The organism is Chryseobacterium mucoviscidosis, assembly GCF_002177115.1.
Classification (GTDB): Bacteria; Bacteroidota; Bacteroidia; order Flavobacteriales; family Weeksellaceae; genus Chryseobacterium; species Chryseobacterium mucoviscidosis.
Genome location: NZ_MVAG01000071.1, coordinates 42,934 through 67,123, shown reverse-complemented (window position 1 = coordinate 67,123; position 24,190 = coordinate 42,934). Strand labels below are relative to the sequence as shown.

21 protein-coding genes are annotated in these 24,190 nt (G+C 35.0%); 17 read left to right on the top strand and 4 right to left on the bottom strand.

The window, feature by feature from the left end:
• Positions 1 to 277: 277 nt before the first annotated feature.
• The 3 genes from B0E34_RS03190 to B0E34_RS03180 are packed head-to-tail and all read right to left on the bottom strand — an operon-like array spanning position 278 to position 3,930.
• Entirely contained in the window at positions 278 to 1,753 is a 1,476-nt protein-coding gene (locus tag B0E34_RS03190; protein ID WP_087706692.1) for a WG repeat-containing protein, read from the bottom strand.
• Entirely contained in the window at positions 1,754 to 2,428 is a 675-nt protein-coding gene (rsmI, locus tag B0E34_RS03185) for a 16S rRNA (cytidine(1402)-2'-O)-methyltransferase (protein WP_076391044.1), read from the bottom strand.
• Positions 2,429 to 2,436: 8 nt separating this feature from the next.
• On the bottom strand, positions 2,437 to 3,930 hold the full coding sequence (locus B0E34_RS03180; protein ID WP_087706690.1) for a DUF8457 domain-containing protein: 1,494 nt from the start codon (positions 3,928 to 3,930) through the stop codon (positions 2,437 to 2,439).
• 60 nt (positions 3,931 to 3,990) lie between these two features.
• On the opposite strand from B0E34_RS03180, the gene B0E34_RS03175 reads away from it, so the two are divergent.
• The 8 genes from B0E34_RS03175 (at position 3,991) to B0E34_RS03140 (ending at position 13,256) form a co-directional block, all read left to right on the top strand.
• Positions 3,991 to 4,581: a thymidine kinase gene (locus B0E34_RS03175; RefSeq protein WP_076391046.1), complete on the top strand. Its 591-nt coding sequence runs from the start codon at positions 3,991 to 3,993 to the stop codon at positions 4,579 to 4,581.
• Positions 4,582 to 4,635: 54 nt separating this feature from the next.
• Positions 4,636 to 4,956: a hypothetical protein gene (locus B0E34_RS03170; RefSeq protein WP_087706688.1), complete on the top strand. Its 321-nt coding sequence runs from the start codon at positions 4,636 to 4,638 to the stop codon at positions 4,954 to 4,956.
• Positions 4,937 to 5,239 carry a type II toxin-antitoxin system RelE/ParE family toxin gene (locus B0E34_RS03165; protein ID WP_087706686.1) on the top strand — a complete coding sequence of 101 codons (303 nt, stop codon included), beginning with the start codon at positions 4,937 to 4,939 and terminating at the stop codon, positions 5,237 to 5,239. Before B0E34_RS03170 ends, B0E34_RS03165 begins: the two co-directional genes overlap by 20 nt.
• A complete protein-coding gene (locus tag B0E34_RS03160; RefSeq protein WP_087706684.1) occupies positions 5,239 to 7,686 on the top strand; it encodes a bifunctional UDP-N-acetylmuramoyl-tripeptide:D-alanyl-D-alanine ligase/alanine racemase in 2,448 nt (815 codons plus the stop codon). Before B0E34_RS03165 ends, B0E34_RS03160 begins: the two co-directional genes overlap by 1 nt.
• Before the next feature lie 3 nt (positions 7,687 to 7,689).
• Entirely contained in the window at positions 7,690 to 9,849 is a 2,160-nt protein-coding gene (locus tag B0E34_RS03155) for a patatin-like phospholipase family protein (RefSeq protein WP_087706683.1), read from the top strand.
• Between the two features lie 7 nt (positions 9,850 to 9,856).
• Positions 9,857 to 10,264: an rRNA maturation RNase YbeY gene (gene ybeY, locus B0E34_RS03150; RefSeq protein ID WP_076391051.1), complete on the top strand. Its 408-nt coding sequence runs from the start codon at positions 9,857 to 9,859 to the stop codon at positions 10,262 to 10,264.
• A gap of 195 nt (positions 10,265 to 10,459) precedes the next feature.
• Positions 10,460 to 12,322: a tRNA uridine-5-carboxymethylaminomethyl(34) synthesis enzyme MnmG gene (gene mnmG, locus B0E34_RS03145; protein WP_087706681.1), complete on the top strand. Its 1,863-nt coding sequence runs from the start codon at positions 10,460 to 10,462 to the stop codon at positions 12,320 to 12,322.
• Positions 12,323 to 12,434: 112 nt separating this feature from the next.
• On the top strand, positions 12,435 to 13,256 hold the full coding sequence (locus B0E34_RS03140; RefSeq protein WP_087706679.1) for a class I SAM-dependent methyltransferase: 822 nt from the start codon (positions 12,435 to 12,437) through the stop codon (positions 13,254 to 13,256).
• A gap of 774 nt (positions 13,257 to 14,030) precedes the next feature.
• Here B0E34_RS03140 and B0E34_RS03135 read toward each other — a convergent pair.
• Positions 14,031 to 15,221 carry a phosphoglycerate kinase gene (locus B0E34_RS03135; RefSeq protein ID WP_087706678.1) on the bottom strand — a complete coding sequence of 397 codons (1,191 nt, stop codon included), beginning with the start codon at positions 15,219 to 15,221 and terminating at the stop codon, positions 14,031 to 14,033.
• Between the two features lie 637 nt (positions 15,222 to 15,858).
• On the opposite strand from B0E34_RS03135, the gene rpiB reads away from it, so the two are divergent.
• The 9 genes from rpiB (at position 15,859) to tsaB (ending at position 24,179) form a co-directional block, all read left to right on the top strand.
• Positions 15,859 to 16,293, top strand: a complete 435-nt coding sequence (gene rpiB, locus B0E34_RS03130) for a ribose 5-phosphate isomerase B (RefSeq protein WP_087706676.1) — start codon at positions 15,859 to 15,861, stop codon at positions 16,291 to 16,293.
• 333 nt (positions 16,294 to 16,626) lie between these two features.
• The gene (gene rnr / locus B0E34_RS03125; protein ID WP_087706674.1) at positions 16,627 to 18,780 is read left to right on the top strand and encodes a ribonuclease R; all 2,154 of its coding nucleotides are present in this window, start codon (positions 16,627 to 16,629) and stop codon (positions 18,778 to 18,780) included.
• A gap of 107 nt (positions 18,781 to 18,887) precedes the next feature.
• Positions 18,888 to 19,370, top strand: a complete 483-nt coding sequence (locus tag B0E34_RS03120) for a hypothetical protein (RefSeq protein ID WP_123956523.1) — start codon at positions 18,888 to 18,890, stop codon at positions 19,368 to 19,370.
• A 90-nt stretch (positions 19,371 to 19,460) separates the two neighbouring features.
• The gene (locus tag B0E34_RS03115) at positions 19,461 to 20,150 is read left to right on the top strand and encodes a LysE family translocator (protein ID WP_076391058.1); all 690 of its coding nucleotides are present in this window, start codon (positions 19,461 to 19,463) and stop codon (positions 20,148 to 20,150) included.
• Entirely contained in the window at positions 20,143 to 21,078 is a 936-nt protein-coding gene (locus B0E34_RS03110) for a S66 peptidase family protein (protein ID WP_087706670.1), read from the top strand. The genes B0E34_RS03115 and B0E34_RS03110 overlap by 8 nt, the downstream gene beginning before the upstream one ends.
• A gap of 521 nt (positions 21,079 to 21,599) precedes the next feature.
• Positions 21,600 to 21,971 (top strand): YraN family protein, encoded by a 372-nt coding sequence (locus B0E34_RS03100; RefSeq protein ID WP_087706665.1) that lies wholly within the window; start codon positions 21,600 to 21,602, stop codon positions 21,969 to 21,971.
• Positions 21,972 to 22,242: 271 nt separating this feature from the next.
• A complete protein-coding gene (locus B0E34_RS03095) occupies positions 22,243 to 22,995 on the top strand; it encodes an SDR family NAD(P)-dependent oxidoreductase (protein WP_087706663.1) in 753 nt (250 codons plus the stop codon).
• 15 nt (positions 22,996 to 23,010) lie between these two features.
• Positions 23,011 to 23,442 (top strand): nuclear transport factor 2 family protein, encoded by a 432-nt coding sequence (locus tag B0E34_RS03090; RefSeq protein WP_087706661.1) that lies wholly within the window; start codon positions 23,011 to 23,013, stop codon positions 23,440 to 23,442.
• Positions 23,443 to 23,495: 53 nt separating this feature from the next.
• Positions 23,496 to 24,179: a tRNA (adenosine(37)-N6)-threonylcarbamoyltransferase complex dimerization subunit type 1 TsaB gene (tsaB, locus tag B0E34_RS03085; RefSeq protein WP_087706659.1), complete on the top strand. Its 684-nt coding sequence runs from the start codon at positions 23,496 to 23,498 to the stop codon at positions 24,177 to 24,179.
• Positions 24,180 to 24,190 lie beyond the last annotated feature (11 nt).

The following is a 24,190-nucleotide window of genomic DNA, read 5'->3' as shown; positions in this document are numbered from 1 at the left end:
TTTTGAAAGTTGGCTAATATACAGCATTTAATTTTACAGAAATAAAACAGTGCGCAAAGATATTACAAAATGTTATTCAATGCATTTTAAATCACTTTTTTAGCGAAAATTTATGACTGTTTTTTGATATTCGTTATTAATCATACTGCTTTTTAACGCAAAGGGTCGCTAAGATTCTTTTATATACCAACTGTTCTTGTGTTCGCAAAGCTACTTCGACAAGCTCAGCATAAACTATTCACTCAGCAGAGACCTCAAATATTTTCCAATTATGCAATTAATCAATAAAACTTCTGTCTTTTTGCTCTGTAAAATAGATGAATTCTGTTTCTTTTCCTTTGGTAAGTTTAATGCCTTTTTTATCCGGAAAAAACTTATCGTAGACAATTTCCGTTAAAGGTTCATTTTTATCGTTGGTAACGCCGAATTTATTATCTTTTTTCACCACAAATTCGTTAACTCCCAAAAATGTTGTGATGTCATCGTAGACAAAAGGTACAATTTCATTACCGCTTTCATCCATCATGCCGTAAAAATTGTCTATGTTTTTCCCGACTAAAGTAGGATAAAGTTCAAAAGGCTTTACTTCTTTAAATCCTTTCAGCTCTTTATAATTTCCAGTTTTAGGAGAAAATGTGTAAAAGGTTTCGTTTTTATTGACAATCAGTGTATTGGGGAATATTTTTTCGATTTGGTAATCGTCATTCAGGATATTTTTTAAATTTTTATCCAGAATTTTTTCTTCGTCATCTTTTCTCAGATAGAGATATTTTTCTCCGGCAATGTTCAGACCTTCTACCCTGTCATATTCCTTCGGAAAAACCACTTCTCCGTTTAAACGGACAACGGCAGTTTTTGGATTTTTCTGATCCTGAGAGGTTTTAAACAAACCATTGAAAAGTGGGTTTACATAATGATAATCAAGATCATACACCTTCCCTTCCTTCTTAGAAAAAATACTTACTTTATCTTCTCTGGTAAGGTAAATGTATTCTCTTCCCACGAAAGCCTGTTCATACATTTCATCGGCAATGATGTTTTCTTTTTCATCAATAATTCCGTATTTATTTTTAGAAACGTCTAAAGTTACCAAATAAGGAAACGCATTGATATTGTCTACGTTATGTCCCGAAATCGTACTTAAGGTTTTACCATTATTATCAATAACTTCTCCGGATTTTTCACCTTTCGAAAGATAAGCCCTGCCTTTGTAGAAACGAAGATCATCTGTAAACGGTCGGTCTGAAATTTTCTTTCCGTCAAAATCATAAATCAGCCACATTCCATTATTTTTAACAAAAAATCTGTTTTCGCTTCCAAAAACTATCTTTTCTGAGAACGGGATAATTTCTTTCCCGTTAAAATCGTATACACAGTCTTTTCCTTTTTTTGAATAAATAAGCCTGTCTTTATTTTCCCAGGTTCTGAATTTGAAAAGATCCATCGGAATAACTTCCTTTCCGGATGCATCGATAATCGCTGTTTTTCCATTGGAATTTCCCGCTTTTACCCTCAAAACAAACCTGTTTTTCCATAAATGCGAAATTTCACTTTTTGAAGGATACTCAAAAGTGATATTGCCCAGAGAATCTACAATTCCGGACTTTCCGGTTTTGGCATCAGAAATCATTCCGTATCCTTTGGAATAGAAACGGACTTCTTTGCCTATTTTTTTTGTTAAAAGTATCTGTTTGTACTGGTCCGTCTGCCCGAAACAGACCGACGAAAGCAGCACGAAAATTAAATTTTTCAATTAAATGGAATTATTTACGATGAGAACAATCTCACCTTTTAACGTTTTGCTTTTGGAAAACTCAATGAGTTCAAGAATTGTTCCGCGTTTGGTTTCTTCAAACTTTTTGGAAATCTCACGGCTTAAGCTAACTTTGGTTTCTTCGCCGAAAAATTCTTTGATCTGCTCCAGTGTGGTATTGATTTTATGGGGACTTTCGTATAAAACGATCGTTTTTTTCTCTTCTGCAAGTTGTTTCAGCTTCGTTTGTCTGCCTTTTTTCTGGGGAAGAAATCCGGCAAAAAGAAATTCGTTATTCGGTAATCCTGAAACCACTAAAGCCGGAACAAAAGCCGTTGCTCCCGGTAAACAGATCATTTCAATATGATGATCGGAACCTGCTTTTGCCAACAAATACCCCGGATCTGAGATTCCGGGAGTTCCTGCATCGGTAATAATCGCAATATTCTGACCGCTTTTAAGGTCTGTAATCACTTTTTCCGTTGTCTGATGCTCGTTGTGTAAATGATAGGATTTTAAAGGCTTGGAAATCTCGAAATGCTTTAAAAGAATTCCGGAAGTTCTTGTGTCTTCGCATAAAATATAATCAACCTCTTTCAGCACATTTACCGCTCTGTAGGTCATATCTTCGAGGTTCCCGATCGGTGTAGGAACAAAATATAAGATTCCGCTCAAAATTTAGTTTATAAAAATTTATTTTCCACCAATATCCACAGTCTCTGTGCATATTCGTCCACTTTGCTCCATTTTTTGGCATAATAAAGATCACTCAGGTATTCTTTTGCCTCCTCCAGTGTTCTGAAACTGTTCAGGTTATTTACCACTTCATTCAGCTCTGTCTGGCTTCCTCCGAATAATGTTTTTGTGAAAGCAATCCTGTCGTTCAGATCAAGCTTAAACTCAGGTTTTTTCTTTTCCGCTTCCATAAAATCGGTTGGAATATTGGTCTTTAAAATACTTCCTGTCTCTTCTTTTTTCTCAACAGGAATTGCTTTTTCCGGCATATCTCTTTCAAGATGATCATCATCAAAAAGCGACTGTACCGCTTTCAGACCTTTGATGTTTGCCAGTTTTATCTTTTTATCATGATGATAGGCTTCTAGATTTTCAAAGCTTTCATCAGATTTTAAATGTTCTTTCTCTTCAGAAACAGGTTTATTAATCTCAACAATTTTTCTTCTGTCATTAATTTCTGCTAAAACTGAAGTTTCCTGTTTTTCTTCTACAGAAGCTTCGTTTTTAATTTCATTAACGATATTTTCAGCATTTGAAGTATCGGTCGCCAATTCACCTTGTTCCATCATTGTGCGGGAAGAATACTGATTATCATTTTCTTCCACTAAAATTTCTTCATTTTCATCTAAAACTTCTCCATCAAAAATGCTTGGAATATCTTCAGATTCTTCTTCATTTTTATACTGATAATTATTCTGAATTTTCTCTTCTTCATCAAAATCATTCAGAATATCTCCACGATTGTCCGAAATTTCGTTCTCAAATTCATCAAATTCATTCAGTTGATGATTAAAAATAACTTCTTCTTCCGTTTTGCTGTCATTAAAAATTTCTTCCGAGATTTCTTCATCATTTTCGGGTTCAGAATTTGCCAGAATTCTTTCTTCATCCACAAAATTCAGATCCGATCCGCTGTTTTCAGAAGTTTCATATTCATCCAGTTCATTTAACTGAGCATTGAAAACATCTTCATTCTCTTTCAAATCATTCTGAATTTCATCCTGAGAATTTCCTTCTGCAAAATTAACTAAAGTTTCGTGAAGTTCACCCTCTACAATCTCATTTAACTGATTATTGAAAATAGCCTCTTCTTCAGTCACTTCAGTTAAATAATTTCCGGATTCGCTTCCGTCAATTTCATTAAGCTCATTATTGAAAATGGCTTCTTCTTCCATTACTTCACTGCTGAAATCATGGGATTCCTGCAAAGGAGCGGGTGAAGAAAATTTTTCTTTATTTTCTGAAATCAGCGAAGAATTTTCACTTCCGAAATACTCGATATTTTTTTCCAGCAGACGCAGAAACGAAATTCTGTTGGCAAGCTCTTCCACAAGATCCTGCTTTGACGAAAGTTCGTCTACGTTGCTTATTTTATCCAAAATACCAATGATATTCTTGGATTCAAAAAAAATCTTTTCCTTTAAATCTTGGATGTTCTGCATAGAAGAATCTTGTTAAAATTGCTTACTTTTGAAGTTAAAAATATACGGCTAATTTAACAAATGTTTTTAGAAAATACAATTAATCATTCCAAACAAAGTGGTTGGATGGAAGTTATTTGTGGCTCAATGTTTTCCGGAAAAACCGAAGAGTTGATCCGAAGGCTTAGAAGAGCTGAAATGGCAGGGCAGAATGTAGAGATTTTTAAACCTAAACTGGATACCCGATATTCGGATGAAGATGTGGTTTCGCACAATCAGAATAAAATCCGAAGCACGGCGGTAGAAAATCCCAGCGAAATTCTTTTGCTGGCCTCCAACTGTCATGTAGTGGGGATTGATGAAGCGCAGTTTTTTGATGAAAGCATTGTGGATATAGCCAATCAACTGGCAAATGGCGGAATAAGAGTAGTTATTGCAGGTCTGGATATGGATTTTCTCGGAAGACCTTTCGGACCGATGCCCAATCTGATGGCAACTGCAGAATATGTTACAAAAGTTCATGCGATCTGCAGAAGAACGGGAAATCTTGCCAATTATTCTATGAGAACTTCCGCAGGAAAAGATCTTGTAGAACTCGGAGAAACAGAATCTTACGATGCGGTAAGCAGAAGAGTTTTTGTGGATGAAGTTTTGAATAAAAAAGAGATTTAATATCAAATTTATTATTAATTTTGTTTAAAATTTAATAGTGAAAACTATCAGAAAATGATATTAGAGATTAAAAATTACATCAAGATCAGCAATTCTATTGACGAGATTTTGAAAAATTCGCCTTTCAAAATGAAATACATCATCGAGAAAAGCGGAATTTCCGAGCCTACGTTTTTCAGAAAGATGAAAGAGAAAAAATTTCTTCCGGAGGAATTGCTGAAGATTGCGGAAATTATAGAACCGGAACAGTCTTTCCTGAATTCTTTAAAAGAAGCTGAAAATGATTTTGAAAACGGAATTTATCATACACATGACGAAGTAATGAAAGTTTCTGAGGAACGTTTTCTGAAAAAGTATGGAAATAAGGTGGTCTAAATTCGCTCTTCAGGATCTCGAGCAGATAGAAGATTATATTGGAACTCGATTTACCTACAAAGAATATCAGAATTTTATACATATTCTTAACCACAGAATTAGTTTAATTCTTGACAGAAAAGTAGTATTTCAAAAACTGGAAAAATTTCCGGATTATAATAAAATTCTAATCACAGAGCAGACTACACTTATTTACAGATTAGAAACAAATTATCTGAAAATATTACGTTTATATAATAATTTTCAGGACGAAGATAAAAAATTCATCATAGACGATTTATAATGAACTTTACAGCAGAGGATATCGCAGAAATCACCAATGCGAAGATTATTGGAAACAAAAATATATTGATCAGGAATATCGCTTTCGACAGCAGGATTATTTATTCTACTAAAAATACTGCGTTTATAGCGATCAATACTTCAAAAAATTCCGGGGAAAAGTTCATTGAATCTGCGGTAGACCGTGGAATAAACGTCATCATTTCCGAACATCATCATCCGCAGTTTGAAAATATTACATGGATCATTGTTGAGAATTCTGTGGAATTTCTTCAAAGATTAGCTAAATTTCATTTTGAAAATGCTCATTTAAAATCCGTCGGAATTACAGGAAGTAACGGAAAAACAATTTTAAAAGAGTGGCTGTATCAATGTCTGTGGAATGAATTTCCAACGGTGAAAAGCCCGAAGAGTTTCAATTCTCAGATCGGACTTCCGCTTTCTCTGCTTCAGATTAACAATTCTCATCGGTTAGGAATTTTTGAAGTAGGAATTTCCAAGCCGAACGAAATGGAAAAGCTCGAAAATATTTTCCATCCGCAGATTGGTTTGCTTACCCATATCGGAACTGCTCATCTTGCCAACTTCCAATCGGAGGAGGAGCTGATTGATGAAAAGATCAAATTATTCAAACACTCTGAAACGGTTATTTATAACGGAGATAATTCTCTGGTTGACAAAAAGATAAAGGCATTATATTCAGGTAAAAAATTAATTTCTTACGGCTTTAAGGAAGACAACGAAGTTTACTTCAAAAACAATATTTCGAAAAACGAAGAGGTAACGGTACATTATTTCGACGAAGAAATTTCTTTTCCGGTTCATCAGAGAGATGAAGCGACTTTAACGAATGCTTTGGCGCTTGTAACGGTTTTAAAGGAACTTGGTATTGATAACGAAAAGATCATCGAAAAAATCAACGCTTTAAAGGCCGTTGAAATGAGACTTGAAGCAATTGAAGGAATTAAGAACAATATTGTCATAAACGATTCTTTTAACCTTGATCTTGATTCTCTGAAAACCGCTCTTCAATTTCTTAATGAATACAACAAACCGAAAAAATCTCTGGTTCTTACAGATATTGTAGGGGTAAATTCAAATTCAAAAGAACTGTATGAAGAAGTCTCCGAGCTTGTAAACGAGCAGAAATTTGATTCTGTTTTCCTGATCGGTGATGAAATATCAAAATTTAGTGAATTATTTAAAGCTAAAACTTTTACTTTTATCAATACTCAGGAATTAATTGAAAGTAAAAACCTTACAGAAATAGAAAACCAGATCATTTTATTAAAAGGGGCAAGAAAATTTGAAATCGAAAGACTTAAAGATCTGCTTGAACTTAGAAAACACGATACGGTTTTAGAAATTAATTTGAATGCTATTCTTCATAACATCAATTACCATAAATCTTTACTAAAACCATCCACAAAAATGATGGCGATGGTAAAAGCAAACTCTTATGGTTTAGGAAGTTATGAGATTTCGGAATTTTTACAGCATCATCACATAGATTATCTTGGAGTGGCTTTTGTAGATGAAGGCGTAGAACTCAGAAAAAAAGGAATTACGGTTCCTATTGTGGTCATGAATCCTGAACAGCACAGTTATGAAACGGTGATTGCTTACAATCTGGAACCGGAAATTTACAGTTTCAGAGTTCTGGAATTATTCTATGAAGCAGTTCAGAAATCCGGATATGATAAGAAATACCCGATCCACATCAAACTGGAAACAGGAATGCATCGTCTTGGTTTTAAAGGCAATGAACTGGATCAGTTAAGCGAGACTTTAAATTCAATGAATGTAAAAGTTCAGAGTATTTTCAGCCATCTTTCATCATCTGATTTACCGGATGAAAAAGAATTTACCTTACATCAACTAGAAACCTTTGAGAAAAATTCCAGCTATTTGATAGAAAAATTGGGATACACTCCTATCCGACATATTTTAAATTCTTCAGGAATTACAAATTACACCAATCATCAGTACGATATGGTAAGAATCGGGATTGGAATGTTAGGAGAATCACCAAACAGTGAAATACAAAAACAGTTAAGATCTGTGGTAAGTTTTAAAACGGTAATTTCTCAAATTTCTACGGTAGAAAATGGAGAATCAGTTGGTTACAGCCGTCGATTTAAAACAGATCATCAGACAAAAATAGCAACTATTCCTGTAGGATATGCCGATGGAATCCCAAGATTAATCGGAAACCAAGTCGGAAATGTAGGAATCCACAAAACCCTTGCTCCGATTGTAGGAAGCATCTGTATGGATATGATGATGATTAACGTAGATCATATCCCGAATGTTAAAGAAGGTGATACCGTAACCGTCTTTAACGCAAAACCAAGTTTAAAAGAATTCGCAGACTACTGCAAAACAATAACCTATGAAGTTTTAACCTCCATTTCGCCCCGTGTGAAACGGATTTATATTAAAGATTAGCCTATGAGAAAGTTCCTGATTATTTTATTTGCCTTTCAATTGCTTCTGATTCAGTCTCAGGTAAAGAAAGACCTCGTTATTCCGAAAAATCCCAAAATAGGACTTTCTCTTGCAGGAGGCGGAGCTAAAGGATTTTCTCATGTAGGCGTACTTAAAGTGCTGGATTCTCTGGGCGTAAAAGTAGATTATATTGCAGGAACAAGTATGGGAGCCATTGTCGGCGGACTGTACGCTTCAGGATATTCCGGAAAAGAGATAGAAAAGATTGTAATGGACACCGATTTCTATTCTTTAATCACTGATCCCAAAGCAAAACGACAGGAAACAACTTTCTTTAATAAATCTGTTGACAAATATCTTTTGTCTATTCCTCTTAAAAACGGAAAAATTACCCTGCCCTCTTCCATCAGTTCCGGACAGAAAAATGTATATCTGCTGAAGGAACTTTTCAAAAATGTTTCCAACATCGACGATTTCTCCAAACTTCCTATTCCTTTTATGTGTGTCGCGACCAACCTGGAAAGCGGCAATATGCAGATTTTTGAAAAAGGAGATCTGGTACAGTCGATTATGGCAAGTTCTGCATTTCCATCACTCATGGATCCGGTAAAAATAAATGACAGTATTTATATTGACGGAGCGATGACGGTAAACTATCCTTCCAAACCTTTAAAAGATAAAGGAATTGATATCGTTATAGGGGTAGATCTAAATCAGGATCTTTCAAAACGTGAAGACCTGAACAGCATTATTGCCATCTTAAATCAGGTTATTGATTTCGGAATTAAAAAAGATACCAAAAGACAGTATCAATATACCGACATCAACATCAAGCCTAATTTAACAGGTATGACCGCTACAAGCTACGATGATAAGAAAAAAATTCTCGACAGCGGCTACGTAGAAGGCTTAAAATACGTCAATATTCTCGATCAGCTACCCAAGAGGCCTTTCGACAGAATCAGACAGCAAATGAGCCCTATTTACTCCAATGTCTATAAAATCGACAGTCTCGAGATCGAAGGAAGCAGAATTTACGGTAAAAATTATGTTTTAGGGAAAATGGGACTGCGGCTTCCTTCTCTTCAAACCTACGGAAGCATCAATAAACAGATTGATAAATTAGTCGCCACCAACAATTACAAATTCATCAATTACGATATTATTTCCGGAAACAATTCAAATTACCTTAAGCTCTACGTTACCGAAGACGATACAAGACACTTTCTAAAATTCGGTTTACATTACGACGAAATTTTCAAAACCGGACTTCTATTAAATTATTCAGCAAAACGACTTTTATTCCGAAATTCAAATCTTTCACTTGATGTTGTTGTGGGAGACAAACCCCGATATTATTTAAACTATTTTATTGATAACGGATATATTCCCGGCTTCGGAATTTATTCTTCGGGAATGAGCTTCAGTTTAAGAGGCAACAATAACAACGAAATCGACAAATGGTTCTGGCTGAGAAATGAAGCCTACCTCCAGTCAATCTGGAAAGATAAATTTGCCATCGGCGGCGGAATCAGTCACGATTATTTCGAAGCAGAATTCAACGGAGACAATAAAAGATACAGCAGATTTCTCAATCCGTACGTATTTCTGAAAAGCGATACCCAAAACGACAGAGACTTCCCTACCCGCGGAATTTACATTAACGCCGAAGGAAAAGTAATCGATCTACTAAAATCGGAAGTAGAAAAAAGACTCGTTCAGGTAAAAGCAGACATCAGGATAAATCTTCCTCTTTCAAAACAGTTTTCCTACAGACTCAATCTTTACGGAGGAATCACTATCGGAGAAAACCTTCCCGAGTTTTACAAATACAGACTGGGCGGAATTTTTGAACAGAATATCGTAAACTACAGAAGCTTTTCAGGATTTTATTTTGCTCAGCTAAACAGCAATAATGTGGTTTTAATTTCAAACGACCTTCAGTTTAAATTCAATAAAAACTATTTCCTGAGCGGAAATTTCTCTTTTGCCAACCTTTCCAATGATATAACTTTTGAGGATGCGGTAAAATTAAACTTCAGTTCAGTAGGATTAACGGCTGGATACAAATCTCCTTTCGGACAGATTAAAATCAACTTCAGTCATTCACTTAAAAACAATCAAAAAGGCATATTCAGTGTTATCTTAGGACACTGGTTTTAATTACGAAATGATACAATTTTTTTACGAAAACTTACCCGAATCGGTAAACACAGAATACAAAAAATGGCTGGAAGATCTTATTCTTTCAGAAGAAAAAAAGTTGGGCGAGATCAATTACATTTTCTGTGACGACGAATATTTACTCAAGGTAAACCAGGATTATTTACAGCACGATTACTATACTGATATCATTACATTTGACTATGTAAAAGGGAAGACCATAAGCGGCGAGATTTTTGTATCTTTGCAGCGCATTTCAGACAACGCTTCTACCCTATCCAGAAATTACGAAGAAGAATTACGGAGAGTTTTGGCTCACGGCATTCTGCACCTTTGCGGATATAAAGATAAAACAGAAGAAGAAGAACTGCAGATGCGAGGAAAAGAAGATCATTATTTAGCAAAATACCATTAAGTTTTTTAGGAGCTTAATCCCGCTCTCCGCACTCGCTATTTTCTTTTTTCAAAAGAAAATGAGCTCAGACAAATGCTGCGATCGTGGCTAAATAAAGCGCAACAGAACATATTTAAGACAATAAAATTTACAAATGTTTCACGTGAAACATTTGTAAAAAAGAGTAAAAATTAAGGCTTAAAACAAGCAAAAAAAATGATTTCAGAAATATATGATGTAATTGTAGTGGGTGCCGGTCACGCAGGATGTGAAGCCGCCGCTGCAGCAGCCAATTTAGGTTCAAAGACGCTGCTTATTACAATGAATATGCAGACCATCGGACAGATGAGCTGCAACCCTGCAATGGGAGGAATTGCAAAAGGACAGATCGTAAGAGAGATCGATGCGATGGGAGGATATTCCGGAATTGTAGCAGACAAATCTGCGATCCAGTTCAAGATGCTGAATCTTTCCAAAGGTCCTGCCATGTGGTCGCCAAGAACACAAAACGACAGAATGCTTTTCGCGGAAGAATGGCGTTTGGCTTTAGAAAATACACCCAATCTTGATTTCTTTCAGGATATGGTAAAACAGCTTATTATCGAAAATAATAAAGTTGCCGGAGTAGTTACTTCATTAGGAATAGAGATCAAAGGACATTCTGTAGTTCTTACCAACGGAACTTTCCTTAATGGTTTGATCCACGTTGGAGACAAACAATTAGGAGGCGGAAGAATGGGCGAACCAAGAGCTTTCGGTATTACAGAACAGCTCGTTTCTTTAGGTTTTGAAGCAGGAAGAATGAAGACTGGTACCCCACCCCGCGTAGACGGAAGAAGTCTGGATTATTCTAAAATGGAAGAACAGAAAGGAGATGAAAATCCTCAAAAATTCAGCTATTTAGATACTCCTAAATTAACCAAACAATTAAGCTGTCACATTGTTTATACCAACGAAATAGTACATGATATTTTACGTGAAGGTTTCGACAGAAGCCCAATGTTCAATGGTACGATTCAAAGCTTAGGACCAAGATATTGTCCGAGTATTGAAGATAAGATCAACCGTTTTGCAGAGAGAAACAGACATCAGTTGTTTGTAGAACCTGAAGGGTGGAAAACAGTAGAGATCTATGTAAACGGATTCAGTTCTTCCCTTCCGGAAGATGTGCAGATCAAAGCAATGAAACATATTCCGGGATTCGAAAACGTAAAAGTATTCCGTCCGGGCTATGCTATTGAATATGACTACTTCCCTCCTACCCAATTGAAGCATACCTTGGAGACAAAATTAATTGATAATTTGTACTTCGCGGGACAGATCAACGGGACAACGGGATACGAAGAAGCAGCCGGACAAGGTCTTATTGCCGGAATTAACGCTCACAACAAAGTAAAGGAACAGGATGAATTTATCCTTAACAGAGATGAAGCTTACATCGGAGTTTTAATTGATGATCTTATCACAAAAGGAACAGAAGAACCGTACAGAATGTTTACCTCAAGAGCAGAATACAGACTTCTTTTAAGACAGGATAACGCAGACATCAGATTAACGCAAAAAGCTTTTGATTTAGGTTTAGCCAAAGAAGAACGCTTAAAAAGAGTGAATGAGAAAGTCGCTCAGAGCGAAGAACTTGAAAGCTTTCTTCGGGAAACCTCTTTAAAGCCGGGAGTAATTAATCCTATTCTGGAAACGATCGAAAGCAGCCCTGTTGATCAGGCTTACAGAGCAGCGCAGATTCTTACAAGACCGAATATGACGTTGGAAAAACTGGATCAGATCGACTTTATCAACGAAGTTTCTTCTAAATTTGATGATGAAGTAAGAGAACAGGCAGAAGTGAATATCAAATATAGAGGCTATATTGAGAAAGAAAAAGAAAATGTAGCAAAACTGAACCGTCTGGAAAACATTAAAATTCCGGAAGATTTCGATTATACAAAGATCTCAAGTCTTTCCGCAGAAGCCAAGCAGAAGATGACGAATGTAAAACCAAAAACAATTGCACAGGCTGGAAGAATCAGCGGAGTTTCGCCTGCAGATATTAACGTTTTATTAGTTTATTTAGGACGCTAAAACGAAAATGTTTCACGTGAAACATTCATAAAAATACAATCAAAAATTAAGGTATTTATGAGCTTATACAAAGGTCTGAATATCTTAATTTTTAATTTTAAAGAAAAATCAAATGAAAATAAAAGATCATTTTCTATCTCAGGAAATTTTTGAAATTATTGAAACAGATACAAAAGGAGTTTTCAAGACCTCCCCTATTCCATCCAATATTTCAAAATATTATGAAAGTGAAGATTATATTTCCCACCATCAGGATTCCGGAAGTCTTAAAGAAAAATTGTATAAATTTTTACAATCCTTTAATTTGCAGTACAAAAAAAATATACTTTTATATCGAATCAGCAAAGGATCAAAAGTATTGGATTACGGTTGCGGAGCCGGAGAATTTGTAAAGTTTATAGAAAATGATTTCGAAACTTTCGGTTTTGAACCGGATGCAGATGCAAGAAAAGCAGCCCAGAATAAAATTTCAAAAGCTACTATTTTAGATAATATTCATTCCATTGAAGATAAAAGTCTGGACGCAATTACTTTATGGCATGTTTTTGAACATATCGAAAATCAGGACGAGATGCTCGAAATTTTCAATCGTAAACTGAAAGACAAAGGACTGTTGATTATTGCCGTTCCCAATCCTACTTCATACGATGCGAAACATTATAAAGAATATTGGGCAGCGTATGATGTTCCGAGACACATCTATCATTTTTCAAAAAACGGTATGGAAAATCTGATTGCTAAAAAACCCAACTGGAAAATGAGAAAAATCAAACCTTTGGTTTTGGATTCTTATTACATCTCTATGCTAAGCGAAAAATATAAAAAATCATCCCTATTTTGGCTAAAAGCAACGATCTTCGGAACGATTTCTAACGTAAAAGCCCTTTTTTCGAACGAATTTTCAAGTTTGATATACATTATCGAAAAAAAGTAGAAAATCGAAATTTAAGCCATTTCTGAATGTCAATTTTTCAGAATTTGAGCCTTGAAAATCAAAATCCCGGGAAATTCTCCGGGATTTTATTTTTTATCACCTCCCCTACTCGATTAAATTTTCAGAATATTTTTTTCACAAGATTAAATTTTGGAAAAATCACTCCAGAATTTTAGAATATGTTAGTAAAAAGTTAGTAACTTAAGATTTGACTCTATTTTTTGAAAATTAGAAAATTAACAATAGTTTTTAAAAACTTCAATTTTCATCCTTTTAGAATCTTGAAAATTTTAATCATTACAACATCATCATATTTTTTGATTTTCGGGTAAATTTTCAAATTAGCTCAAATATGAACAAATAAGCAAAAATTGAATCAGCAAAAATTTTTATCCATTTCAGAAATTTAAATTATCTGGAAATTTTCAAAATTTGAGAATTTATTCCTCGATAAATCAAAAATGAAAATTGTTAATTTGTTCTTCGCATTTGAAAATTAAAAATATTGATCGTTTTTTAAGAACAATATTTAAACTTTTATATAACAAAAGATTTAAACACTTTAGTTTCTTAAATTTAATACTTAAACTGAAAAAGAATACATAAGTAAAAAAATCAAAGATTTTTCTCTTTGCAGACTTTTGTAATACTTTAAATAAATTCAATAAAGTCTTTTTTATCTTTTGCGGTTAAATTTAAAATGACTTTGAGCAAGCTTAAAATAAAAAGTCCGCCGAAAAAATCAGCGGACTTCAGATATATAAATTAATTTTCTTAATTGTTAATGGTAGCAACACCCGGAAGTTCCAAACCTTCCAGACTTTCCAACATCGCTCCTCCTCCGGTAGAAACATAACTTACTTTTTCTCCGTAACCGAATTGTTTCACAAACGCAACACTGTCTCCTCCTCCTACTAAAGAGAAAGCTCCCAATTTTGTAGCTTCAGCAATACTGTCTCCCAATGCAATAGTTCCTGCCGCAAAGTTAGACATTTCGAAAACTCCGATCGGTCCGTTCCAAAGAATCGTTCTGGAATTTAACAATACATCATTGAACTGATCTCTAGATTTCGGACCTGCATCCAGTCCCATCCAACCTTCAGGAATTTCGTAAATATCCACTTCTTTTCTGTCGGCATCATTACTGAAACTTTCAGCAATTACTGTATCAGACGGAAGATAAACTTTTACTTTATGTTCCTTCGCTTTTTCTAAAATCTCCAGTGCTAAAGGTAACTTATCTTCTTCCACTAAGGAGGTACCGATCTTTCCGCCTAAAGCCTTAATGAAAGTAAACGCCATTCCGCCTCCAATGATTAAATTATCAACTGCCGGTAAAATATTTTCTATAATGGTAATTTTAGTTGAAACTTTAGAACCACCAAGAATAGCTGTAACAGGTCTTTCACCGCTTTTTAATACTTTATCAATCGCCTGAAGCTCTTTAGCCATCAATAAACCGAAAAATTTAGTTGATGGGAAAAATTTAGCAATAACCGCCGTTGAGGCATGCGCTCTGTGAGCTGTCCCGAATGCATCATTTACATACGCATCTGCTAATTTAGAAAGCTGTTCTGCAAAAGCTTCATCGCCTTTTTCCTCTTCGTTATGAAAACGCAGATTCTCCAACAAAAGAATTTCTCCCGGTTTAAGCTCAGAAGCAGCCTTTTCAGCCTTTTCTCCAACACATTCGTCCACAAACTTAACTTCCTGTCCTAAAACCTCAGAAACCTCGTCTACGATATGTTTCAGTGAAAATTCGTCTTTAACCTCCCCTTTTGGTCTTCCCAAGTGAGCCATTAGAATTACAGAACCGCCATCTTTAAGGATTTTATCCACGGTTGGTTTTACCGCAACAATTCTCGTATTGTCTGTTACTTTAAGCTGGTCGTCCTGCGGAACATTGAAATCCACTCTTACAAGAGCCTTCTTTTCATTGAAATTGAAATCATTGATTGTTTTCATATGTACATTTTATATTTTTTCGGGTAAAGTGAACCGACTTTGAGAATCCATTGGCTTCATTTTTTCCGGCAGGTCGGGTTCATTCATTTCGTTCAAATTTTGTTTCACAAATGTAAGATTTTAAAATTTTCAGAACGATTCAAGCTTTGAAAAGTTTTCAAAAAGTTTCCCGCAGACTCATCATTCATCAATCAACATAATTTCTTTTCTCTTAAAAAAAGAAAAATGATACTGTTGTTGAGTATTGTTAGTTTAGGGGATAAATTTTAATGAAATACTTTACCACATTTAATTTTAAGCCAATTCACAACTTATATACATTGTAATCCATTGATATTAGAGTATTTCACATTGTTATTAACAATTGTGGGTAACTTTCAGAATTTACTATTATTAATAAATATTTTATGGAAAAGACTGAGAATTCTCCCCAATAACTTTGTGTAAAAAAATGTCGGATCTATGAAAGTAAAATTCCATTACAAAATTTTTCAATGTTACGAAACTTTAGTTTTAGAACTTTTTTCAACAGTTACCCACAAGCGTTTTCACAATTAACTCGCAAAAATTTAAGACTTATCCACATTATACTTAACTTTGTGTGGAATAAATCTATTAAAGGCTTAATACAAGTATTATGAAAAGAAAAATAGCAATTGCTGCAGATCACGCAGGCTATGAATACAAGGAGATTGTTAAGAACTATCTTTCAGAACGTTTTGAAATTCAGGATTTTGGCGCGTTTTCCACAGACAGTGTGGATTATCCGGACTTTGTACACCCCGCTGCTACATCTGTTGAAAACGGTGAAAATGAACTGGGAATTTTGCTGTGCGGAAGCGGGAACGGTGTTCAGATCACTGCCAACAAACATCAGAAGATTCGCTGCGCACTTTGCTGGATGCCGGAGATTGCTTCCTTGGCAAGACAGCATAATGATGCCAATATGATTTCGATCCCTGCAAGATTCATATCAAAGGAAGTGGCTATTGAAATTGCTGAAAAATTCCTTTCTACAGACTTTGAAGGAGGTAGACATCAGAACAGAGTAGATAAAATTGCATTCTGCTAAAAGTATAAAGGCTTGTAAATCAAATTGCAAGCCTTATTTATTTTTTATTTTGTATATTTGCAGCGTCCAATAGAAATTACCATCTATTATTTCCATACAAGCCTGTAGAAAATTTAAAAACACATTATTAAAAGGTTTTTCTCCACTCTTCTCCATATTTGTATTAAATTTATACAAAACTAAAACTTCCGTTGTAGAATAAATGGAAGGAAAATTGATGGGTTTTTACCAATAAACTAAACTTTAAGATTTAAAAAATCTCTTGTTAAAGGATGATTTAAATCCCTCTGATCGGGAGATCAGAATTGAAAATTTAACGAATTACAAATTAAAATGGCAAAAAAAAGAAAATATATAAGTCAGAAAAACGAACATAAACTAAAGGAAATCGGAAAACTGATCCTTAGATTTATGAATGAAAATTCCACGAAAGTCTACAACTATAAGCAGATTGCAGACGGAATAGATTATAAGAATCCGAGACAGAGAGAGCTTGTGATTCAGGCACTGCACAGATTGCAGGCTGCCGAAAGAATTAAAGAAACAGAAAAAGGAAAATATATTGTTAACCTTAATATCAAAGGAACGTTAACAGGAATTATCGATTTCAACCAGTCCGGTAATGCTTATGTAAAGGTAGAAGGTCTTGAAGATGATATTTTTATCCACTCCAAAAACGTAAAAGATGCTTTGCAGGGCGATAAAGTATTAATTGTAACCTATACCTATAAAGGCAAAAAACTGGAAGGTTCTGTTTTGGAAGTCTTAGAAAGAACGAGAACAGAATTTGTGGGAACTTTGCAGATCGTTCCTCATAAAGATTTTGGTTTTGTGGTTTGCGATAAAAAGACCATTAATACCGATATTTTTGTTCCTAAACCGAAATTTGGAGGTGCGGAAGACGGCAATAAAGTGATCGTAAAAATGACGGAATGGAGACCGGGAGATAAAAATCCGGAAGGAGAAATTATCCAGGTTTTAGGAGCTCCCGGAGAACATGAAACGGAGATCCACTCTATTCTTGCGGAATACGGACTGCCGTACGAATTCCCTGAAGAAGTGGAAAGAGATGCAGATAAAATCGACAGAAGCATCAATGAAGAAGAAGTTGCAAAAAGATGGGATATGCGTGGAATTACAACCTTCACCATCGATCCGAAAGATGCAAAAGATTTTGATGATGCTTTATCCATCAGAAAATTAGACAACGGAAACTGGGAAATCGGAGTTCATATTGCGGATGTTTCTCATTATGTGGTTCCGGGAACAATTCTGGATGATGAAGCTTACCAGAGAGCGACTTCCGTATATTTGGTAGACCGCGTTGTACCGATGCTTCCGGAAGTTTTAAGTAATGATGTCTGTTCGCTTCGTCCGCACGAAGATAAATTTACTTTTTCAGCCGTTTTTGAGCTGAATGACAAAGCCGAGATTAAAAAACAGTGGTTTGGAAGAACGGTAATTCATTCAGACAGACGATTTACGTACGAAGAAGCGCAGGAAAGAATTGAAGGAAAAGACGGCGATTTCAAAGAAGAAATCCTCGTTTTGGATCAACTGGCAAAAATCATGCGTCAGAAAAGAATCAAAGACGGAGCAATTACTTTCGACAGAAGTGAAGTACGGTTCAATCTGGATGAAAACAACGAGCCTATTGGAGTTTACTTTAAAATAAGCAAAGATTCCAATCATTTAATTGAAGAATTTATGCTGTTGGCGAATAAAAAAGTATCGGAATTTGTTTCTCTGAACAAGAGAGGGGAAATTTCGCAGAATACTTTTATTTACAGGGTTCACGACGATCCGGATCCTGCAAAACTGGAATCTTTGAGAGATTTTGTGTCGACTTTCGGATATAAAATGGACTTAGCAAATACCAAAAAAGTAGCGGAATCTTTAAATAAATTACTGCATGATGTAAAAGGTAAAGGTGAAGAAAATATGATCGAAACTCTGGCGATGCGAAGCATGAGCAAGGCGGTTTATTCTACAGAACCTATTGGTCACTACGGATTGGGATTCGATTATTACAGCCACTTCACCTCTCCTATCCGTCGTTATCCGGATTTAATTGCACACAGATTGTTGCAGCATTATCTTGATGGCGGAAAATCTCCGAACAAGGCAGATCTTGAAGAAAAAGCAAAACACTGCAGTTATATGGAAAGACTGGCGGCAGATGCGGAAAGAGATTCGATAAAATTCATGCAGGTGAAATTTATGGAGAAACATTTGGGAGAAACTTTCAACGGGGTTATTTCGGGTGTTGCGGAATTCGGTTTCTGGGTAGAAATTCCGGAAAACGGTGCAGAAGGATTAATCAAATTAAGAGATTTAACGGACGATTCATACTCTTATGATGCAAAAACCCACGCTGTGTACGGAAACAGGCATGGTAAAAAATACCAGTTGGGAGATCAGGTTCAGATCAAAGTGGTAAAGGCAAATCTGATTCAAAAACAATTGGATTTCAAGATTGTTGATTAGATTTTACAATAAAGAACTATATTTAGAAACTGCAAGAGATTGCAGTTTTTTTTATTTTACTTAAAATTTATTTGATGGGAAAATACTGTTTTAGATTTATAAGAAATATGAATACTGTAGCTGTTTTACTGGGTTTGCTATTATGTATTGAATGCAAAAGAAATGAACAGAAAATAGTTACTGAAAAGAGCGATCAGTCTCATTTTATAAAAGACAGCTTACCGTACAGTCCGTCTCTGAAATCAGCTTTAACCCGAATTAAAAGTTTTGATGACGGTAAAGGATCTGATGTCGATGTAATTAATAATTTTAGAATTGAAGAAAATTCCTGGAAAGAAGAAATTGAAAATATTTATCTAAAACTTCATGAAAAGATCAGAAAAAATGATCCTGAATCTCTTTCTTCACTTGAAAAATATCATGAAAGTTGGAAGAACTATCTGGAATCATATTATTCCTTTAAAAGAAATTTTTTATCGCATTATATCTATTCTAAGCAATGGATTTTTTATGTTTTCCCGAAATTGAGACAGGAATACAAAGATAAACTTATAGAATATTATGAATTGTATGAGTTTGATAAGTATTAATTGATCCGATGCTTTTCTTATTTGCTTTTTACAACATAAAAACTAACTTTGTATAAATAGATGAAATTATTTCATTGAAAACACCACTGAATGTTTGAACTTATATTATCTGCCATCGTTTTAGGATTCATGCTGAGTCTGGTTTTTATAGGACCTATTTTTTTCCTTTTAATTGAAACCAGCTTTTCGAGAGGTCCGAAACATGCTTTAGCACTGGATTTAGGCGTTATTTCTGCAGATCTTCTGTGCATTTTGGCAGCGTATTATGCGAGTGCAGATATTGTAACGCTCATCGATAAACATCCCGGATTTTACAGGATTACCGCCATTCTGATCTTTGTGTACGGAATTGTGATGATGGTTACCAAAACCAAGATGCATATTCCCGGAGAAGAAAAATTCATCAATCAGAACTATTTTAAAACATTCGTCAACGGTTTTTTCTTTAATCTTCTGAATGTCGGAGTCATCCTTTTTTGGCTTGTCACCGTTATTTCGGTAAGAAATCAGTATCCGGATACCAGCAATTTTATTTTATACATCGGAATCGTCATCGGAACGTATCTCTTTATCGATCTGGTAAAAATATTCCTTGCGAAGCAGTTTCACGACAGACTTACCCAAAAATTAGCCAACAGAATCAGAAGAATTGTTGGCGGAATTCTCATCATATTCAGTTTCTTTATCTTCTTGCAGAGCTTTAAAAAATTCAATCAATTTGATAAAAGACTGGAAGAAGCAGAGAAAACCGAAGTAAAATACAAAAAGACAAATGAATAAAACAATCTTTCCAAAATCTCTGAAAAAAGGCGATAAAATAGCCATTATTTCTCCTGCGGGAGCCGTAGAATCTTCCCAGCTTGAAAAGGGAATCGAAATGATTAAAAGTAAAGGTTTCGAACCCGTTTTGGGAGAACATCTTTACACGAAATATGCGAACGGATACAATTACGCAGGAACGGAGCAGGAAAGATTAAAAGACATGAACTGGGCGCTCAATGACAGCGAAATTTCCGCAGTCTGGGCTTCAAGAGGCGGTTACGGTTGTCAGCATCTCATTCAGCATCTTAATCTTAAAAACTTTGCCAAAAATCCGAAATGGTACATTGGATATTCAGACAATACCGTAATTCAGAGTTATTTGCTGAAAAAAGGTTTTGCATCCATTCACGGACAGACTGTAAAAACGTCGAGCTTTGGCGTTACCGAAGAAAGCTACGATCTTGTTTTTAATGTTTTAAAAGGAAAACCCCTTAAATATACCCTCTCTTCGCATCAGTTTAATAAAAAAGGAAACGTTGAAGGACAGATAGTCGGTGGAAATTTAGCCTTGATTTATGCGCTTTTAGGAACGAAATATTCCTTTGATTTTAAAGATAAAATTCTTTTCATTGAAGATATTGGCGAAAATTTTTATGCTCTCGATAGAATGATCATGAGTCTTGAATTAGCCGGAGTTTATAATAAAATTTCAGGGTTGATTATCGGCGGAATGACCAATATGGGCGATGAAAAAGAAAATAAACAATACGAAGAAAGCTTTGATGAATTTGCCTACAAGTTAATTGCCGACAGAATTTCAAAGTACAATTTCCCAACAGTTTTCGGTTTCCCGAATGGACACATCAAAGACAACAGACCGTTGATTATTGGTGGAAACGTGAGAATGGAGGTTAAGAATAAGGTTAAGATTGAGTTTTTAGTGTGAGGAGTTTATTAGTTGATTATAGTTTCAGTCCGGGATTATCGGGATTATATGATGAAATCCGAATAATACATTTAGAAATTTACAGTGATTACAATTATATCCTTAAGTTTAATTGGTATAAAAAATATCGTGATAACGAAACTTTAGATAAAAATAATTCTAAAAATTATAGACAGGAAACAGTATTTAATGATGTTCTTTCAAACAGTTTAAAAGAAAATTTAAAGGCTTTACTTTCTTTTCACGACTTCGAAACCCTCCATTAACAGAAGAAGAAAAAAAACAATATACCCCACTTGATGTAAGGCATGAAGATTATTAATTTTACATTGAAGGAATAAAATTCTGGGTTAATGTAAGTCCTTACATTTTTAAAAAGCAATTTTTAAAAACAGAACAGGAACTGTTGTTTGGAAAATTTCATGAAAATATAACAGAATGGTTGGAAGAAGTTTATGAAAAATTAATAGATAGAGAAAATATTTAATAACTCAAAAACTCTCAAACACTTTATCTCAATAATGGCAGATCATAACGATTTTGGTAAAAAAGCAGAAGAATTGGCCGCTGAATATTTACAGAAAAACGGCTACAAAATTTTGGTAAGAAACTTTCGATACCAAAAAGCAGAACTTGATTTGGTTGCCGAAAAAGATAGTTTAATTGTAGTCGTTGAAGTAAAGGCACGTTCTACCGATGTGTTTAATCTTCCACAGGAAGCCGTAAACAAACGAAAAATTAAGTTGATTGTTTCGGCTGCCAATTATTTCATGGAAGAATACAATAAAAATCAGGAAGTACGATTTGATATCATTTCCGTTCTTCCTGACGAAAATAAAAATCTGATGATCGAACATATCATCGATGCTTTTGAAGCATTTGACGCCAACTAAATTAATTTAAGATTGAATTAAATGCATTAATGATTGTTATATTGGTAAATTGTTATACTAATAAAGGATTGTCCGTAATCTGACATAATTGAAAAACCTCTGAGTTCTTTGCTGAGTGAATAGTTTATGCTGAGCTTGTTGAAGTAGCTTTGCGAAATTAAAAACAGGTGGTATATAAAAAGAATCTTGGCGATCCTTTGCGTTAAAAAGCTGTATGATTAATAACGGATAATCAAAAAAACATAATACAATCCAAAAATAAAAAGTAAAAATGAAAACAATATTAATTACCGGAGCAACATCCGGAATCGGAAAATCTACCGCCGAACTTCTGGCAAAACAGGGAAACAGAATAATTATCTGCGGAAGAAGGTCTGAAGTTCTGGAAAATGTAAAAAATGAACTTTCAGGATATACCGAAATATTTAGTTTGAAATTTGATGTCAGAAATCTTGAAGAATTGGAAACTGCAATCGGTTCTCTTCCTTCGGAATGGAAAAATATTGATGTTTTAATTAACAACGCCGGAAATGCTCATGGATTAGATCCTTTGTCTGCCGGAAAAACGGATGACTGGGATTCTATGATCGACGGAAATGTGAAAGGACTTCTGTACGTTTCTAAAATGATTATTCCCGGAATGAAAGAACGAAATTCAGGACATATCGTTAACATCAGTTCTGTTGCAGCGAGACAGACTTATGCAAATGGTGTGGTTTATTGTGCTACAAAAAAAGCAGTGGATGTTATTTCCGAAGGAATGCGTATCGAACTTACGGAATTTGGAATCAAAGTAACGAATATTCAGCCGGGAGCTGTAGAGACAGACTTTTCTATGGTAAGATTTAAAGGAGACAGCGAAAGAGCAGCAACGGTTTACGCCGGATATGAGCCTTTGAAAGCAGAAGATATTGCAGATTCCATTGCCTATTGCATCAATGCTCCAAAACACGTCTGTATTTCGGATATGACGATCTACCCTTCCGCTCAGGCGGAACCGAGAACCATTCACAGAAAGCCTTAATCTGAGTTTTTGATTATGAAACTTTTACCTTTGTTATTGGTCTTCTGTTATATTTTTGGATACTCGCAGAAATATTCTAAAGAGGAAAAACAACTCCTTTCTCAGACGGTAAAACTGGATTCTCTGATACAGAATAACGATTCGGGAGTTTTAGATTTGTTCGAAAATGATGTTTCTTTCGGACACTCCAATGGATGGATCCAGAACTATTCGGATTTTAAGAGAGATTTCAGCTCGAAAAAAGTAATTTATGATAAGATCGAACAGATTGAAATTTCAGAGCTTAAAAAAGATAAAAATATCTGCTCACTTAGAAGAAAAATAAAAGTTTCAGGAACCTACAAAAGCCAGAAATTCGAAATGATTCTTGCATTGCTGGAAATCTGGAAAAAAGAGAAATCGGTCTGGAAACTCTGGAGCAGGCAAAGTGTGGAAATAAAGCCATAAATTTGCACTGAAACAATCAATTTGGATTTTGTTGTTGATTTTAAATTTAAAAAATGAAAATTCTATATCTCGAAACCTCGTCAAAAAACTGTTCCGTAGCCATTTCCGATAATGAAAAACTGTTGTGTGTAACGGAAGAAGTTTCTGAAAACTACAAACAGTCTGAAAGTCTGCATACTTTTGTAGAATGGGCCTTGGAAGGAGCCGGAATTTCCATGAAGGAAATTGAAGCCGTTTGTCTGGGGAAAGGTCCCGGTTCGTATACCGGATTGAGAATTGGTGCAGCTTCTGCAAAAGGTTTCTGCTACGGACTGAAAATTCCATTGATTGCGGTAAATTCTATGGAAAGCATCATAGAGCCTTTTTTAGACCAGAACTACGATTTGATAGTACCAATGATCGATGCGAGACGAATGGAGGTTTATACGGCGGTTTATGACGGAAAAACAGGCAAAGAAATTTCTGCAACTGAGGCTAAAATTCTAGACGAAACATCTTTTGAAGAATTCAAAGACAAAAAAATACTGTTTGCAGGAGACGGAGCCAAGAAAGCAAAAGAGATTTTACAGCTTCCAAATGCTGTGTTTGATGAAAACGTTTATCCTTCTGCAAAATATCTTGTTAAAAAAGCACTTGAAAAAATAGAGCAGAAAGAATTTGAGGATATTGCTTATTTTGAGCCTTTCTATCTCAAAGATTTTCATGGAGTAAAGAAAAAAAATAAAAGCGAAGAGTAGTTCTTCGCTTT

Bases quoted from the DNA above. Each gene is read 5' to 3' on its own strand.
- B0E34_RS03180 (WP_087706690.1), bottom strand. From the start codon at position 3,930: ATGCAGAACATCCAAGATTTAAAGGAAAAGATTTTTTTTGAATCCAAG.
- B0E34_RS03175 (WP_076391046.1), top strand. From the start codon at position 3,991: ATGTTTTTAGAAAATACAATTAATCATTCCAAACAAAGTGGTTGGATG.
- B0E34_RS03170 (WP_087706688.1), top strand. From the start codon at position 4,636: ATGATATTAGAGATTAAAAATTACATCAAGATCAGCAATTCTATTGAC.
- B0E34_RS03165 (WP_087706686.1), top strand. From the start codon at position 4,937: ATGGAAATAAGGTGGTCTAAATTCGCTCTTCAGGATCTCGAGCAGATA.
- B0E34_RS03160 (WP_087706684.1), top strand. From the start codon at position 5,239: ATGAACTTTACAGCAGAGGATATCGCAGAAATCACCAATGCGAAGATT.
- B0E34_RS03155 (WP_087706683.1), top strand. From the start codon at position 7,690: ATGAGAAAGTTCCTGATTATTTTATTTGCCTTTCAATTGCTTCTGATT.
- ybeY (WP_076391051.1), top strand. From the start codon at position 9,857: ATGATACAATTTTTTTACGAAAACTTACCCGAATCGGTAAACACAGAA.
- mnmG (WP_087706681.1), top strand. From the start codon at position 10,460: ATGATTTCAGAAATATATGATGTAATTGTAGTGGGTGCCGGTCACGCA.
- B0E34_RS03140 (WP_087706679.1), top strand. From the start codon at position 12,435: ATGAAAATAAAAGATCATTTTCTATCTCAGGAAATTTTTGAAATTATT.
- B0E34_RS03135 (WP_087706678.1), bottom strand. From the start codon at position 15,221: ATGAAAACAATCAATGATTTCAATTTCAATGAAAAGAAGGCTCTTGTA.
- rpiB (WP_087706676.1), top strand. From the start codon at position 15,859: ATGAAAAGAAAAATAGCAATTGCTGCAGATCACGCAGGCTATGAATAC.
- rnr (WP_087706674.1), top strand. From the start codon at position 16,627: ATGGCAAAAAAAAGAAAATATATAAGTCAGAAAAACGAACATAAACTA.
- B0E34_RS03120 (WP_123956523.1), top strand. From the start codon at position 18,888: ATGAATACTGTAGCTGTTTTACTGGGTTTGCTATTATGTATTGAATGC.
- B0E34_RS03115 (WP_076391058.1), top strand. From the start codon at position 19,461: ATGTTTGAACTTATATTATCTGCCATCGTTTTAGGATTCATGCTGAGT.
- B0E34_RS03110 (WP_087706670.1), top strand. From the start codon at position 20,143: ATGAATAAAACAATCTTTCCAAAATCTCTGAAAAAAGGCGATAAAATA.
- B0E34_RS03100 (WP_087706665.1), top strand. From the start codon at position 21,600: ATGGCAGATCATAACGATTTTGGTAAAAAAGCAGAAGAATTGGCCGCT.
- B0E34_RS03095 (WP_087706663.1), top strand. From the start codon at position 22,243: ATGAAAACAATATTAATTACCGGAGCAACATCCGGAATCGGAAAATCT.
- B0E34_RS03090 (WP_087706661.1), top strand. From the start codon at position 23,011: ATGAAACTTTTACCTTTGTTATTGGTCTTCTGTTATATTTTTGGATAC.
- tsaB (WP_087706659.1), top strand. From the start codon at position 23,496: ATGAAAATTCTATATCTCGAAACCTCGTCAAAAAACTGTTCCGTAGCC.